This window comes from Natrinema hispanicum (assembly GCF_004217335.1).
GTDB classification, from domain to species: Archaea; Halobacteriota; Halobacteria; order Halobacteriales; family Natrialbaceae; genus Natrinema; species Natrinema hispanicum.
In genome coordinates this window covers 453,359-467,871 of record NZ_SHMP01000004.1, presented here as the reverse complement: position 1 = coordinate 467,871, position 14,513 = coordinate 453,359, and the positions used below count along the sequence as shown (strand labels likewise).

Annotated in this window: 17 protein-coding genes, 1 tRNA gene and 2 pseudogenes; 13 read left to right on the top strand and 7 right to left on the bottom strand. The window is 61.1% G+C overall.

Going from position 1 to position 14,513, the window contains the following annotated elements:
* Window positions 1–574 precede the first annotated feature (574 nt).
* From BDK88_RS09260 to BDK88_RS09235, 6 genes are all read left to right on the top strand, one after another.
* Window positions 575–769, top strand: coding sequence for a cold-shock protein (locus BDK88_RS09260; protein ID WP_008012129.1), 195 nt, complete (start codon window positions 575–577; stop codon window positions 767–769).
* Window positions 770–1,096: 327 nt separating this feature from the next.
* Window positions 1,097–2,101 carry a 5-methyltetrahydropteroyltriglutamate--homocysteine methyltransferase gene (locus BDK88_RS09255; protein WP_130500185.1) on the top strand — a complete coding sequence of 335 codons (1,005 nt, stop codon included), beginning with the start codon at window positions 1,097–1,099 and terminating at the stop codon, window positions 2,099–2,101.
* Complete coding sequence (locus tag BDK88_RS09250) at window positions 2,098–3,168, top strand: methionine synthase (RefSeq protein WP_130500184.1); 1,071 nt, start codon at window positions 2,098–2,100, stop codon at window positions 3,166–3,168. The genes BDK88_RS09255 and BDK88_RS09250 overlap by 4 nt, the downstream gene beginning before the upstream one ends.
* Window positions 3,169–3,392: 224 nt before the next feature.
* Window positions 3,393–4,022 carry a nitroreductase family protein gene (locus BDK88_RS09245; protein ID WP_130500183.1) on the top strand — a complete coding sequence of 210 codons (630 nt, stop codon included), beginning with the start codon at window positions 3,393–3,395 and terminating at the stop codon, window positions 4,020–4,022.
* A 56-nt stretch (window positions 4,023–4,078) separates the two neighbouring features.
* Window positions 4,079–5,209, top strand: coding sequence for a Gfo/Idh/MocA family protein (locus tag BDK88_RS09240; RefSeq protein WP_130500182.1), 1,131 nt, complete (start codon window positions 4,079–4,081; stop codon window positions 5,207–5,209).
* Window positions 5,210–5,302: 93 nt separating this feature from the next.
* Window positions 5,303–6,148, top strand: coding sequence for a COX15/CtaA family protein (locus tag BDK88_RS09235; RefSeq protein ID WP_130500181.1), 846 nt, complete (start codon window positions 5,303–5,305; stop codon window positions 6,146–6,148).
* On the opposite strand, the gene BDK88_RS09230 is transcribed toward BDK88_RS09235, so the two are convergent.
* The gene (locus tag BDK88_RS09230) at window positions 6,129–6,620 is read right to left on the bottom strand and encodes a metal-dependent hydrolase (protein ID WP_130500180.1); all 492 of its coding nucleotides are present in this window, start codon (window positions 6,618–6,620) and stop codon (window positions 6,129–6,131) included. The genes BDK88_RS09235 and BDK88_RS09230 overlap by 20 nt on opposite strands.
* Window positions 6,621–6,765: 145 nt before the next feature.
* Between BDK88_RS09230 and BDK88_RS09225 the strand changes: the two genes are divergently transcribed.
* Window positions 6,766–7,398 carry a uracil-DNA glycosylase family protein gene (locus BDK88_RS09225; RefSeq protein WP_130500179.1) on the top strand — a complete coding sequence of 211 codons (633 nt, stop codon included), beginning with the start codon at window positions 6,766–6,768 and terminating at the stop codon, window positions 7,396–7,398.
* Here the strand turns inward: BDK88_RS09225 and BDK88_RS09220 are convergent.
* Complete coding sequence (locus BDK88_RS09220) at window positions 7,395–7,700, bottom strand: cupin domain-containing protein (protein ID WP_130500178.1); 306 nt, start codon at window positions 7,698–7,700, stop codon at window positions 7,395–7,397. The two genes, BDK88_RS09225 and BDK88_RS09220, sit on opposite strands and share 4 nt — an antisense overlap.
* A gap of 305 nt (window positions 7,701–8,005) precedes the next feature.
* Here BDK88_RS09220 and BDK88_RS09215 point away from each other — a divergent pair, with 305 nt between their 5' ends.
* The gene (locus tag BDK88_RS09215) at window positions 8,006–9,367 is read left to right on the top strand and encodes an NAD-dependent succinate-semialdehyde dehydrogenase (RefSeq protein WP_130500177.1); all 1,362 of its coding nucleotides are present in this window, start codon (window positions 8,006–8,008) and stop codon (window positions 9,365–9,367) included.
* 42 nt (window positions 9,368–9,409) lie between these two features.
* Here BDK88_RS09215 and BDK88_RS09210 read toward each other — a convergent pair whose 3' ends face one another.
* Window positions 9,410–9,673, bottom strand: coding sequence for a helix-turn-helix domain-containing protein (locus BDK88_RS09210; RefSeq protein WP_130500176.1), 264 nt, complete (start codon window positions 9,671–9,673; stop codon window positions 9,410–9,412).
* Between the two features lie 341 nt (window positions 9,674–10,014).
* Here BDK88_RS09210 and BDK88_RS09205 point away from each other — a divergent pair, with 341 nt between their 5' ends.
* Window positions 10,015–10,422: a DUF5830 family protein gene (locus BDK88_RS09205; protein ID WP_008012151.1), complete on the top strand. Its 408-nt coding sequence runs from the start codon at window positions 10,015–10,017 to the stop codon at window positions 10,420–10,422.
* Window positions 10,423–10,455: 33 nt separating this feature from the next.
* Here the strand turns inward: BDK88_RS09205 and BDK88_RS09200 are convergent, their stop codons facing one another.
* On the bottom strand, window positions 10,456–11,595 hold the full coding sequence (locus tag BDK88_RS09200) for a DUF7115 domain-containing protein (protein WP_130500175.1): 1,140 nt from the start codon (window positions 11,593–11,595) through the stop codon (window positions 10,456–10,458).
* Between the two features lie 102 nt (window positions 11,596–11,697).
* Between BDK88_RS09200 and BDK88_RS09195 the strand changes: the two genes are divergently transcribed.
* A tRNA-Met gene (locus BDK88_RS09195) sits at window positions 11,698–11,848 on the top strand.
* Between the two features lie 260 nt (window positions 11,849–12,108).
* Here the strand turns inward: BDK88_RS09195 and BDK88_RS21145 are convergent.
* A complete protein-coding gene (locus tag BDK88_RS21145; RefSeq protein WP_165396937.1) occupies window positions 12,109–12,258 on the bottom strand; it encodes a hypothetical protein in 150 nt (49 codons plus the stop codon).
* A 199-nt stretch (window positions 12,259–12,457) separates the two neighbouring features.
* Between BDK88_RS21145 and BDK88_RS09190 the strand changes: the two genes are divergently transcribed.
* The gene (locus BDK88_RS09190; protein ID WP_130500174.1) at window positions 12,458–12,997 is read left to right on the top strand and encodes a twin-arginine translocation signal domain-containing protein; all 540 of its coding nucleotides are present in this window, start codon (window positions 12,458–12,460) and stop codon (window positions 12,995–12,997) included.
* An 81-nt stretch (window positions 12,998–13,078) separates the two neighbouring features.
* Here the strand turns inward: BDK88_RS09190 and BDK88_RS09185 are convergent.
* A pseudogene (locus tag BDK88_RS09185) lies at window positions 13,079–13,395 on the bottom strand (IS5/IS1182 family transposase); the annotation flags it as partial.
* On the opposite strand from BDK88_RS09185, the gene BDK88_RS21515 reads away from it, so the two are divergent.
* Window positions 13,327–13,467, top strand: coding sequence for a hypothetical protein (locus BDK88_RS21515; protein WP_207225262.1), 141 nt, complete (start codon window positions 13,327–13,329; stop codon window positions 13,465–13,467). The pseudogene BDK88_RS09185 and the gene BDK88_RS21515 overlap by 69 nt on opposite strands.
* A 30-nt stretch (window positions 13,468–13,497) precedes the next feature.
* Here the strand turns inward: BDK88_RS21515 and BDK88_RS09175 are convergent, their stop codons facing one another.
* Entirely contained in the window at window positions 13,498–14,232 is a 735-nt protein-coding gene (locus BDK88_RS09175; protein WP_130500173.1) for a helix-turn-helix domain-containing protein, read from the bottom strand.
* 131 nt (window positions 14,233–14,363) lie between these two features.
* On the opposite strand from BDK88_RS09175, the pseudogene BDK88_RS09170 reads away from it, so the two are divergent.
* Window positions 14,364–14,510 (top strand): annotated as a pseudogene (locus BDK88_RS09170) (MBL fold metallo-hydrolase); the annotation flags it as partial.
* Window positions 14,511–14,513 lie beyond the last annotated feature (3 nt).

The window sequence follows — 14,513 nt, the reverse complement described above, 5'->3', positions numbered from 1 at the left end:
GACTCCTCTCAAAACCCGCGTCTTTGGCGTGGTGAGACGGGAGTTGTCGGGCCGTGGTGGAGCGGCCGACCCTCACGGACGCACCGAGCGTTCGGGTATTAATTCCAACGACTCGTCATGGGAAGTCCGAGGGGAATTAAACTCGCCTGCGACCGCACGGCCCGTTTCGGGACGTGCGGTCAAAACGGTGAAGCCGCGGGGCTTGCCCCCGCGGTAACAGTGAATCAAGCTGGTGAGTATTGTCCCAACTGAACCGATTGACACACGACGCAGGGCCGGCGTGCGATCGGGTGTGTAGTAACGTCAGTGGCTACTCTCGGTCTGTGAACTGAACGCCAGACTGTCTACAATCTCACTCTGTGCGAGCGTAGACCACACCACTGTCGGAGAACTGAGGATACATCGAAAGTTTTCGCCCATTGTGACGTACCGGACACTATTACCCAGTATCTCGCCGAATAGTGGTTAAATATCTACGATTGCACTATATTACGTGATGTTGCAACTGTTGCTAACATATTTTGAAAACAAATGCGGAATACTTAACCGTATGATTGCACTTTGAGTTAGTGTAATGGCAAACGGTACGGTTGATTTCTTCAACGACACAGGCGGCTACGGTTTCATTTCGACGGACGACGCGGACGATGACGTGTTCTTCCACATGGAAGACGTTGGCGGTCCGGACCTCGAAGAAGGCACAGACATTGACTTCGATATCGAACAGGCCCCCAAGGGTCCTCGCGCGACGAACGTCGTCCGCAACTAAGTCTAACTTCATTGTCGCCTCGGCGACGGTGAACGACGATTTCGTTTTCAGACGCGTCCGACTGAATTAGTTCCCTCTGAGATCTGTCCTTCATCCGTACTGATCGACTGAAGGCTCTCTCACGGGAAATGTGAGAACGGTTCGTACGCCATCAGTTATTGCCACCCTTGCGTGCAGATAGCAAAACCAGTGTCTCTTTGCCTGTGACGAGTGTTCACACTATTCTCGACTCGAGCCATCGATCGCGTCGAAACCTGCAAAAATTACTGTAATGCATTACATTGGATGGAAAATATTAAGCGTCGGTATACCCTAGCCGAGTGTACGATGACTGAGTACGTTTCGACCACGCCGGGGCTGTATCCGCTCCCGGACTGGGCGAAAGACGACCTCTCGCATCTCAAAGGCCACCAGAAACACGACCTCATCAGCGGCGACGAGGGCGAGGAGATCACCGCGGTCTACGAAGAGGCCCGCGACGAAGTGATCGGCGTCCAGCAAGACGCCGGCCTCGACCGAATCGTCGAAGGCCAACTGCGCTGGGACGACATGCTCGCCCATCCGCTTGCGGTCAACGACGCCGTCGAGACGCGCGGGATCGTCCGCTACTACGACAACAACAACTTCTATCGCGAGCCCGTCGTCACCGACGACCTCGCGGCCACCGGTGATGTCGCCTCGGAACTCGAGGCGGCCGCCGACCTGACCGACGGCGACGATCTCCAAGCCGTCCTCCCCGGCCCGTACTCACTTGCCGACCTCGCGACCGACGACCACTACGGCGACGAGGCCGACTTCCTCGCTGCGATCGCAGACTTCCTCGCCGACGAGGCCGACGCCTTCCCCGCTGTCGAGACGCTATTCTTGCTCGAGCCCTCGCTGGTCGAGAACGTACCTGACGACGGCGAAGACGAACGCGCAAGCGAGGCGATCGATCAGGTCGCAAGCGCCGTCGACGCCGACGTCGTCGTCCATCCCTACTGGGGCGCACTCGAGGAGAAGGTCTACGCACATCTGCTCGACGCCGACATCGACGCCGTCGGCTTCGACTTCGTCTCGAATCAGGACGACAACCTCTACAACATCCAGGAGTACGGCGCAACAGACGACATCGCGCTCGGTCTCGCTGACGGCCAGAACACCCTCGTCGAAGACCCCGAAGCGATCCGTGACCGCGTCGAGTGGGTCGAGGGACAGCTGCCGACGGCCGAGTTCGAGACGGTCTATCTAACGACGAACACCGAGACGTTCTATCTGCCCTACGCAAAGTACGTCGAGAAACTCGAAGTCCTTGCGGAAGCCGCGGATCTCGCGGAGGTGACCCCAGCATGAGCGACACCAAAGACCAGTTCCGACCGGAGGATCACGAGAACGACCACTTCCTGCTGACGAGCGTCGTCGGCTCCTACCCCAAACCCAAGTGGCTCAACCGCTCGAAAGAGCTCTACGAGGACGATGAGGCCGACTTCGACGAGGACAACTGGCAGGAAGCGAAAGACGACGCCGCCCTCGTCATCACGAACGAACACGAGCGCGCCGGCCTCGATACCGTCGTCGACGGCGAGATGCGGCGCAACGAGATGGTCGAGTTCTTCGCCCACCGGATCGACGGCTACGAATTCAACGGTCCCGTCAAGGTGTGGGGACACAACTACTTCGACAAGCCCTCCGTCGTCAGCGAAGTCGAGTACGACGAGAGCTGGCTCGTCGACGAGTACAAGTTCACCGCCAGCGCCACCGACCGCCCCGTGAAGGTCCCGATCACTGGACCATACACGCTCGCGAGTTGGGCGTTCAACGAAGCCTACGAGGACGACGCGGACCTCGCCTACGCCCTCGCCGACCTCGTCAATGAGGAAATCGAGAAGCTCGTCGACGCCGGTGCCCGCTACATCCAGATCGACGAGCCCGCGCTCGCGACCACGCCCGACGACCACGCCATCGTCGGCGAAGCACTCGAACGGATCGTCGCCGACATCCCCGAGGAGGTCCGCATTGGACTGCACGTCTGTTACGGCGACTACTCCCGCATCTACCCCGAGATCCTCGAGTTCCCCGTCGACGAGTTCGACTTAGAGCTCGCCAACGGCGACTACGAACAACTCGACGTGTTCAAACACCCCGCGTTCACTGCTGATCTCGCGCTTGGCGTCGTTGACGTTCACGTCGCCGAGGTCGAATCGGTCGAGCAGATCGAGGAGAACATCAAGAAGGGTCTCGAGGTCGTCCCGCCGGAACAGCTGGTCGTCTCGCCGGACTGTGGCCTGAAGCTGCTGCCTCGTGAGGTCGCCTACGGCAAGATGGAGAACATGGTGCAGGCAGCCCGTAATGTCGAGGCGGACCTCGATGCGGACAACATCGACATCGAGCGCGAGACGCCAACGCCGGCCGACGACTGATCGGTCGATCGACGTACGAGCTTCTCTCCGTTTTCTCGCGCCGGATTGTGCCAGCGCAATTGGGTTCGCAGTAGCCACCGTTCTCCGCTATCACGAGAGAGTATCACTCGAAAATCATAGTGAGCAGGAGTGTCTAACCAGCGGACATGACCACGACACGAGTGTTACCTGGTATCCCGTTTGTCCGATAACGTATACATATCGCAGGTCCCTACCAGCGATCGATGGCAGAATCCACTGCGACTCGACACGACCTGCGCGATGACGTTGCCGAACACCGCGACCCTGACTACGAGATCGACCCGCTGTTCGTCAACCGGTGGTCGCCACGCGCGATGACCGGCGAACCACTCGACGAAGCCGAGTATCTCCCGCTGTTCGAGGCCGCCCGCTGGGCACCCTCCGCGTTCAACAACCAGCACTGGCGGTTCATCTACGCGAGCCGTGAAGACGACGAGTGGGACACCTTCGTCGACCTCCTCTCCGAGGGGAATCGGTCGTGGGCAAGTGACGCTGCCGTGCTCGCGGTCATCGTCTCGAAGACCACCTTCGATCACAACGGCGAACCGGCCCCGGTCCACTCCTTTGACACCGGTTCAGCCTGGCAGAACCTCGCGCTCGAGGGCGCACGCCGCGGCCTGGCCATCCACGGGATGGCCGGGTTCGATTACGAGCGCGCAGCCGCGGAACTCGACGTTCCCGAGGAGTTCGCCGTCGAAGCGATGGTCTCGATCGGCGAGCGCGCACCCCCCGAAACGCTGCCCGACGACCTCCAAGCGCGCGAACAGCCAAGCGACCGCAAGCCACTCGAGGAAATCGTCCACCGCGGCGGCTTCGCGACCGACGCGGAGTAACCTCCCCGGCTGCCACACCACAAAGCGCTAACTACCGGGCCGGTGAACGCCTGCCCATGCCTCTCGAGGTCGGCGTGCTCGGCTATGGGTTCATGGGCAAAGCACACGCGAACGCGATGGCGCGACTGCCGATGTTCTTCCCGGACGCGCCCGCGATCGACCGCAGTGTCCTGATCGGCCGCCACGAATCGGCGCTGGCCGACGCCGCCGACCGGCTTGGCTTCGACGCGACCGCGACCGACTGGCGTGACGTCGTCGACGATGTCGACGTCTTCTACAATCTCGGTCCGAATCACGTCCATCGCGAGCCGTCGGTCGCCGCGCTCGAGGCCGGCACACCTGTTTTCTGCGAGAAGCCACTCGCCCCGACGCTCGAAGACGCCGAGGCGATGGCACGAGCGGCACGCGAGGCTGGCAACGACGTTCCCGCAGGGTGTGCGTTCAACTATCGGTTCGTCCCTGCGATCCAGTATGCAAAGCGGTTACTCGAGGCTGGCGACCTCGGCGAGATCCACCACGTCCGCGGGCGCTATCTGCAGGACTGGCTGGTCGATCCAGAAGCCCCGTGGTCGTGGCGCAACGATGCAGAACTGGCTGGGTCGGGCGCATTGGGGGACCTCGGCGCGCACACGGTCGACCTCCTGCGGTTTCTCGTCGGCAGCGAAGGCCTCGCGGGCGACATCGAACGCGTGAGTGGCCACTTACAGACGTTCGTCGACGAACGACCGGTGGAGGGGACCGGAACCGACGAGACCAGACCCGTTACCGTCGACGACGCCTACTCGGCACAACTCGAGTTCGAAAACGGTACACTGGGGACCATCGAAGCCTCGCGCTTCGCGACGGGACACAAGAACGATCACACGATCGAAATTCATGGTTCCGAGGGGAGTCTGCGGTTTTCCCTCGAGCGGCTGAACGAACTCGAGGTGCTCCGCGACGGTGATCGCGGCTACGAGACGATTCTCGTGACCGACGAAGACGACCCCTATATCGACCACTGGTGGCCGCCGGGCCACGTTATCGGCTGGGAACATCTCTTCGTCCACGAGAACTACGAGTTCTTGTGTGCCGTCGCCGATGGAAGTGAGTACGAACCCAACTTTGCGGACGGCCTCGCCGCCCAGCGGGTCCTCGACGCGATCGAGGCAAGTGACGACCGCGGCGAGTGGGTCTCGCTCGAGTGACCGGGCGCGTCGAGGACAGTCGCCGATTCCCGCCGAGACCGAACGACTCGGTCAACCTAAGTATGGCCCGTTCTAACTCCTGCGTGAACGCCCGTGTCGTACGACAATCATACGCCCGACTCGAGAGTTCGGTCGCTGATCGATCGGTTCAGTTACCCGCACCTGTTGACCGCGACGCTCACGCTGGTTGCGGCGACGATCCTGCTGGGTGTTGCGGCGAAAGCAACGGGCTCCGGCCTGGCCTGTCAGGCGAACTGGCCCCAGTGTGATGCCGGCCCGTACAACCTGTTTCCGGCGAACCTGCCGAGTTTCTACGAGTGGTTCCACCGCTTCGTCGCGATGTTCGCCGGCTTTGCCATCATCGGCTCGGCGCTTGCAGCCTGGCGACTCCCCGACGTCGACCGGCGCGTCACCGGGCTGGTCGTCCTCGGGATGGTGTTGACGCCGGTCCAGGTCGCACTCGGCCGCGAAACCGTCACGCAGTACACGATGGACATCCTGTCGCTGCACTTCTGGACGGCTGTCACCATCTTCACGCTGTTCCTCGTCGCGACAGTCCTCGTGTGGGCATCGCGACTGACGACGACCCACGTCACCGGCGCGCTCGCGCTTGGAATCGTCGCGCTACCGGCCCACGTGATCCTCAGCCCCGTCGTCGATGCCGGCATTGAGACGTATTCGCCGACGATGCAACTGATTCAGTACGCCGTGACGCTCACACTGCTCGGTGCAGCAATCGTCGCCGCGATGGTCGGTCGCCGTCGGTACACCGGACGGAGCGTGACACCCCTCCTCGTGGGGCCGCCGCTCGTTGTCTCGGTCCTCTTTTTCGGCCGGCAGGCGGTCAACCCCGCACTCGAGATGCCCTATCTCGTCACCGCAGCCGCACTCCTCGTGACGTTCGTCGTCGGGATGGCCGTCACCCGACGACAAGGGTGATCGAGAGACCGGCGAGGGCGGCTGCGATCCCCAGCCCGAATAATCCGTAGTTGGCAACCGGGTTGTCGGCTGTCGTCATCTCGAAGGAGTATCGGCGACGTGAAACCGGCCAGAACGGTCGAATCCCCATCGGCGTGAGCGCGTCCGTGAGGAGATGGGAACCGATCGAAACCACGCCGACGAGAAACGCGAACGCATCGATGCCGATGTCGACGAGTGTGGAGGAGGCGTCGATGGAGACGGCAGCGAGTGTGGCGAGGCCGGCTCCGACGGCCAACGCAAACAGGATCGTGTGGGTCGGCCCACGGTGGTCGATCAGCGGGAGCCGATGATCGTAGTCGGGCAGCGTCGACAGCGCCACACAGACGAGACCGCCGACGAGGGCGATCTCGCCGTACCCCATCAGGGCGACGATGGTCCCAAGCGGCGCATACGCCGTGAGTGCACCACCGTAATGGCCCGTCTGATACATCTGCGACAGAAAACGAACGACCAAAACATAAACCCACCGCCGTCTGCGTCGCCAGTCACGCTCGTCGACCGCTCTCTGTCGCTCGTCGCTCAACACGGCCAGATCCGACCGCTGTCGTTTTGTCTGCCCGCCGCCTTCATCCGGTGTGCAAAACGTGACCGACAGGACGAGCAACCCGTTCGGACTCGAGCCACCCTTTGACCGCTCCGATCCCGATGATCGACCGGCGGTCTTCGGCTACGGTGACGCCAACGCTGATTTTCACGTGATCGGTGACTATCCCGGCGTCCACGGCGGCGAATCCACTGGTATCCCGTTTACCGAAACCGAGAGCGGACACGCGATTCAGGACGTCCTTCGGGCAGTTGGCTTCGCCAGCGGCCCACGCGACGACCCCGTCCTCGAGAACTGCTTTCTGAGCTACATCCACATGTGTAGCCTGCCCGACGGGGACGTGCCGACCGACGAGGACTACGCGACCCTCGAGCGCTTTTTCGACGCCGAACTGCGCGCGATCAACGCACACATCCTCCTGCCCGTCGGTGCTCGCGCGACCGATCACGTCCTGCGAGAGTATACGACCCAGCGACAGCGACTCGACCTCGAGATGGACGAGCTTCACGCCACCGACATCCGCGGCCGCGGCTTTCTGGTCGTCCCGATCAAAGACCCCGTCGAGTGGTACGATGATGACCGTGAGGCAATCATTTCGCAACTCGAGGCGATCCTCGACAGCGACTACCGGCAGACGAAAGGCGTCGCAACGACCGTCGGCTAGGCATCCGTCTTCGGTGCGAAGACGAGCAGCGCCGCACTTGCCGTGAGCGCGTGCGGCGAGATTGGCTGGTCCCCGTCGAACCGGACGACATTGCCCTGCTCGAGGTCGTAGCTGTCGTCTCCAAGCGTGAGCTCGAGTGTCCCCTCCAAGACGTACAACACGACGTTCGACTCCGGATGGCGGTGTTTCGGCATGCGGTCGTCCGCCTCGAGCTGGAGACGAACCGTTCGTGGCGCGTCGACGTCGAACACTTCGGCGTGTGGCGTCGACTCGAGTGCGTCTACTGACGTTATTTCTGGCATGAGTGTACTGTGGCAACTCGCCTACTTGTATGTCGGGTCGAACACGTTCGATGCGGCGGATAGTGACGGCCGTGTGCCTCGATACGCCGCTGTCGACGATGGGACTCTCGGATCGCATCATACGGACTACTGTACGTCATTTCCGGTGCAACCGCGACCCGCACTGCGGGCCCACCGGTAACTCGTTACAGCAGACCGCATCGGCCGATAACGCGACCTGTCGGCAAATGTCGAACGAGCGGGCTCGAGGCTGCTGGCGAGAACGCGGGAAACACTAATCGGCGTCGACAGATACACTCTGCATGATGGACGTTATCAATCCTGCCACTGGCGAGCGAGAGGACACGATCGAGGAAGATACCGAATCCGATGTCGAGGCGGCCATCGAACGGGCGTCGGCGGCGTTCGAGACGTGGCAAGATGAGCCGATCCGAAAGCGGGAGGAACTGCTCGCGGCAGCCGCGGATGTCCTCCGTGAGAACAAACGCGAGTACGCGGAGACGATGACTCGCGAGATGGGCAAACCGATCTCGCAGGCGATCGCCGAGGTTGAGAAGTGTGCGTGGGTCTGTGATCACTACGCGGAACACGGAAGCGCTTATCTCGAGGCCGATTCCCATCCGAGCCCGCCGGGATCGGACGTCAAGACTGTCTACGATCCGCTCGGCCCGATTCTGGCGGTGATGCCGTGGAACTTCCCGTTCTGGCAGGTGTTTCGCTTCGCAGCACCGAATCTCACGTCGGGCAACGTCGGACTGCTCAAGCACGCCTCGAACGTCCCTGGCTGTGCACAGGCCATCGAAGACGTGTTTCGGCAGGCTGGCTATCCCGATGGCGTCTTCCAGTCGTTGCTGATCCCTTCCGATTTGGTCGACGATATTATCGAAGACGAGCGTATCAAAGCCGCGACGGTCACCGGAAGCGGCCCGGCAGGCCGGGCAGTCGCCTCGACGGCGGGCGACCAGCTCAAGAAATCGGTCCTCGAACTCGGGGGTAGCGATCCCTTCATCGTCCTCGATGACGCCGACATCGACAACGCGGCCGAAACCGGCGCGTGGGCGCGCAACCAGAACGGCGGCCAGTCCTGTATCGCCGGCAAGCGATTCCTCGTCCACACCGACGTCTACGACGAATTCCTCGAGCGGTTCGTCGACGAGATCGAGTCACTCACCGTCGGCGATCCGACCGACGAAGCGACCGACATCGGCCCGCAGGCCAGGGAGGATCTTATGGACGACCTCCACGAACAGGTTGAGGCGAGCGTCGAGGCTGGTGCTAACGTGCTCACGGGCGGCGAGCCGATGGACCGTGAGGGTGCCTACTATCCGCCGACCGTGCTGACTGACATCCCCGAGGGCTGTCCGGCCGACAGTGAGGAGACGTTCGGCCCCGTCGCCGCCGTCTACGAACTCGACGACGAGGCAGCGATCGTCGCGAAGGCAAACGACACGGAATTCGGACTCGGCGCAAGCATCTGGACGACCGACCGCGAGCGCGGCCAGCGGCTCGCACGCGAGATCGACGCCGGCTGTGTCTATGTCAATCAACTCATCAAATCCGATCCGCGAGTGCCGTTCGGCGGCGTCAAGGAATCAGGCTACGGCCGCGAACTCGCGCGAGAAGGGATGCTCGAGTTCGTCAACCGAAAGACCGTCTGGGTCGAGTAAGCGAGGTGCCAACCAAGAAATCGCCCGTCGATCAACCGGGTATCAGTCCGCCAGTCCGTTCAGATCGGATCTGCCCGAACCGTTCCGTGTCGGTTCCGTGTCGGTGAGTTGGTGACGGCCTGACGCGGCGAGTTCGTACCGGCGGCTGCCGACCGACCGGATGTCGCCCTGATCACAGAGGCGATCGCACGCTTGCTCGACTGTCAGCGGATGCTTGTCGATCATCCCGGCGAGATCGATAGCAGACAGCGGCCCCTCGTCGGCAAGGGCCATCAGAATCTCTCGCTCGAGTTGTCGTCCAAACATCTATCGATCACGGGCTGTCCCGTTCGGTTCCAGCCGCGGTCGGTCGTCGTTTCGAACCGTGAGCGTGCAGTTACCGGTTTCGTCACGCAGACTTGTCAGGGTACGTGGATTGGTCCTCGCTCGTGGTGTGCTGTCGGTCGTTATCCGGGTCATTGGGGTGCGGTCGCCGGAGTCTCGCTCCGGTCGGATCCTGCTCTCGCTCGAAAAAGAGCGGAGCGACAGTATCAACGACTGGCGGATTCTCATGCCGTGGGAACCGCCGACACCGTTCTTGCCTGTGACTCCATGGCTAGCTTCTCGAGGCAAACACGTTTATTCGCGCCGAGATGACCCACTGATAGATGGATCGCGACGAGGAGCATCCCGTGGATGGACGGACCGGAGACGCTGCGGTGACCGATGACCGCGTCGAACTCGGCCTGGCGTTGCTCGCGCGACTCGAGCACGAATCGCTCTCGCTTGCCGCAGTAATCGATCGGATCGAGACGATTACGAGCGATCCGACGGTCACACGAACGATTCTCGATCAGGCCGAACTCCGCGGGCTGATCGAGCGCGAGGACGGGATCGTCCGCCCGAAGAGCAGCCAGTACGTCAGTTTCGACCAGGACGTTATCACGAAAGAAGGCGAGTTTACCTGCAAGCGCTGTGGCTCCGGGCTGTCGACCGGCTACTTCATCAACCTCGAGGCCGGCGAACTCGGTCCCTTCGGCTCCTCGTGTATCCGAAAAGTGACTGGTCGGGAATAAGTCGACGCCGTCGCCGGTCGCTGTCGCCGCGTGTTATCGACCTTGCCGAAGCTCCGCGATCAACTGCTCGATCGTCTCCCCTTGCTGTTCGATGATCTCGTTTTGCCGTTCGACTGCTGCCTCGAGTGCCTCGAGGCGCTCTATGAGTTCGGGATCGGGCTCGGTCGTGACGGGCTCGGCTTGCCGCGCAGGATCGTCGGTACCGTCCCCCGTGTCTGCTTCACCAGTCTCCTCGAAAAACGAGTCGGCGGTTGCAGCTGTCGCCGCGCTGTCGCTGTCGTCGCGGGTTGCTTTCTCTGTCGCCTGTGCCCACTGTGCCTGCACCCCATCGTTCGTGTTCGACTGTCGTCCAGCGCCGGCAGCCGCAGTCCCGTCGGACCCGCTGTCGGCGAGTGGATCAGTCGACTGGGTCTCAGCGCTATTGCGTGCCGGCGTGTCACGGTCGCCGTCGTCCGGCTCCGGCGGGTCGGCATCGAGCGGATCGACACCACTGCCGAAATCGACCGACGCCTCGCGGCTGTCATCCTCGTTGTCGTCACCGACCGACTCGTTGAGTTCCTCGAGCGAGCCAACGTCGTGATACTCGAACAGCGCGCGTTTCAGCCGCTCTCGGAGATCGTTAGCCTCCTCGTTGGGGGCTTTGATCCGCTCAGGGCGGCCGTCGACGGTGAGGACGATTTGGGTCGCGACGCTGCCATCTTCGAAGTCGAGGTTCGTCACGTCCTCGAACCGGTACTCCTCGTAGTCTTCGTCCCAGACCGCGCCCCCGATGTGTTTGACGAGCCGCTCGCTCGTGATGATCAGGGTCAACTCGCTAAAGCGGTAGGTCTTGACGACCGTCTCGCCGGGGTCGGTGATCCCGTTGCCGCTTAACACACCGGCGAGGACGGGATGGAGGACCTCGTCGGTCACGCTCGAGGGAACCGTAAACGCGTGTTCTCCCTCGAGAGCGTACTCGAGAGTGAACTTCGTCTTGCGCCGGCCTTCCGAGAGGGTCAGCCGGTCGGCGTCGTGTGGGTAGTCGTCGGCTGATTCGTCGCTCAGGAGGCCATCAGAACGATAGACGATGGTCCGCGTCGGCGTAATGAAAAGCTCGTCGTCGCCGCCGAGGGAGACGCGTGCCGCGATCTCCTCGCCGTCGAGAGTAGCGGTGACGATACCAGGAACGCTCATGCTCCGGAGTTAGTAACACCATGTGATAAATCCGTGGGTCCGCGTTGCACGGCGGATCCGAATGAGAAGCTTAAAGAAATAGACGCCACTACTCCTAATCGAGCCCGGGTGGCTTAGCTGGACATAGCGCCGCACTCATAGGGTTCAGAGATTCGGTGCGGTTTCGCCTTGGAAGCCTCCGTGTCCCTCGAGGACTGCCGAGCCTCGAACCTGGGACATGCGGAGATCGAGGGTTCGGAGCCCTCCCCGGGCATTTTTCAACGGAGTCACGAACGTCGTGAGTTACGACGCTGTAAAATTCTGGAGAGGCGGAGAACCCGGTGGTCTCGCGTGAGCGACGGAGCGAACGCAAGGCAGGAACGGCGGGCGAAGCGAGTCTTTCCGTGGTTCGGAGCCCCCCGAGCAGTTTCAACGACGCTACCAGTCGAAGACGAGTAGCAATACCGAGAAAGCGGCGACCTCGTCGGTATGAGAGCACCAGTTGTCGTGGACACGTCAACCGACGGTGGTGAACTACTGCTTCAGCGCGCTGAAGTCGGGCCGCGCCACTGTGAGCAGCTCTACGTCGTGGTCCGACTGGAAGGCCTCGAGAACGGTCATACAGACGCCCGCTCCGCCGCCTTTCGCCATGAGTGCTGTCTGAGCGACAGCGATTCGAGCCATCTTGGACGGAATCCACGGTCACGATCAAAGCCTTGGCCACGGATAACCGCCGAGAGACTGGTTAAATATCCGATGATGGCAGGAATGAATTTCACGTATCAGAATCAATTGGCATATTTAGTAAAACAAAGAGGAATTATATCGCAAGGCCGTGGCTTACCCGTTCAGAGGGGTGACGTGGCGACGGAGAGATCCTGTAATGACAGCAGAGCAAACCAGCATGTTCAGCGTCGATTCGGACGATTCGCGGCGATCGTTTTTGAAGAAAGGCGCGATCGCATCGAGTGCGCTCGCTATCGGTGCCTCCGGTACCGCGATGGCACAAGACGATGACATCCTCGACGAGGAGTGGAAGGCGCTCATCCACATCAGCAACTTCTACCCGGATGCCCGGTTCACATTCGTGTCGGGTGTCGTCGAGTGGGTGCCAAACTACGGCGATGTCAACGATAGCTGGTTCTCGGACTACAACACATATCAGATTCGGTGGCTCAATAACGACGAGGTCGTCCCACTGTTCGTCGCCCACGACGCCGACGTCGGTGAGTACGACGAAGATCTCGGCTTCATCACTAACGCCGACGATGACCAGAACCAGCCGCAGGTGTTCCAGATGAGCCGCGAATGGTCCCCACTCGGCGATAATGAGGAGGTCATCACTGTCAACGCGAGCCCCGTCGATGAGGAGGACGAAGACGAAATCCTCGAGGGCGACGACTGGTGGCAACCGACTAACTGAACGCTGAGGACAGACGCTGGTCAGTTGTTGGGAACTATTTTTCAGAATACACTGCTTTGTTTAATGGCTGCTGAGCGGTGGTTAGAGTGGCTCACAGAGATTTTTATGTTACTGATGGCGAACATGAGACCAATTTCACGGAACTGGCGATACAGCCCAGCGTTTGCACAGCATCGCCGAGTGAGCGCTTCGTTGTTGAGTACGAGGGTTCCAGCCAGCGCTGAGAGTGGCCCTTTGCCGGATGAGTTCGTTGTGTCCTTTCGTGAGTGGCATCGATCCGCGCTGTAAGACCAGTGGTTCGACACCGAGGGCAGAGAACTCGTAGTGGTATGCCAGTTGTGGAAGGCGTTGTCAGCAGCTACGGAGAGCAGGTCGTCCGCCGGAACGCGGACGACCTCAGATCGCGAGCCACGATGGACGACGATCGCCGAATCGTCGAGGCCGCCGAAAAAGTACTCACGATCGGATAACTGGGCCCAGTTCGGAGTGTGGACGTCCGGTCAGTCAGCTGCTTGCTCAGTCTGTCGGGTTCGGTCGATGTCTAATGGGTCTGCCGTCGAGGTCGCGGTGACCAGTCGCAAGAACTGACCCGCGTTCGTGAGGAGTTTGTTTTCGGCTTTCCGAAGGTGTTCTTCGTACGTCGAGCGTGCGACGGCGGTCTGCGATGCCAGTTCACGAAGTGATGTCTGCCGGGGCTGTTCGTAGTAGCCGCTTTCCAGTGCCAGCCGAAGTGCAGCTAGCTGTCGCTCAGTGACGTCGTCGAACAGTTGATCGACCGGGGCGAGCATACTGTGGGGGATCTGCTGTTCCGTGATCGCCGTTTTCGAAAGCACCTCGATATCGCGATCATCTTCCAACTCCTGCAGCAATGCGCGGACATCGCTCTCGTCGAACGCGATTACGGTGTAGTGCTCCCAGCCGTGGCGGTGAATTGTCGGCGGCTGGTATAGACAGTTGTACTGTTCAAACCGACCGATGATCGAGTCCTCTAACGAACAGAGACAGGACTGCGTGACGACGTGGAGGCCGTCGTCGTCCACCGACTTGTGGAGAAGCGTTCCGATTTGATCGATCTCCTCGAGGAGTTCATCGGCTGGCGATTCTGGAGAGGTAATTTCGATTACTTGGCAGTCGCTTAGGTACCACTCGCGGATTGTGAGATCCGGATAGTGTTCCGAAATTTCTCGATACGGACACTCGTGTTTGACCCGGAACGAAGCCTCGTACAGACCCATAACGAGCTATTTGGCCTGGTGCGGATTAACAGTGCCGGTCATGTCCGGCAGTACCTATATTCTAATCCTTCTCATACGAGTGCATACTGATGTCTGAGCGTCGCCCCGGCGAACTCGGCCGCACCCACGGGGAATTCATCCAGGAACTTGCGTCGGCTATTCCGGACCATCCGCTGAACCTCGAGTGTGTCAAGCGAGCGAACGTGGGGCAAGAATCCGTCCCCGACGACGAACTGGCTGAACTGGAACTGGGCCCGAACAACTGCACAGCGGAGTGATCT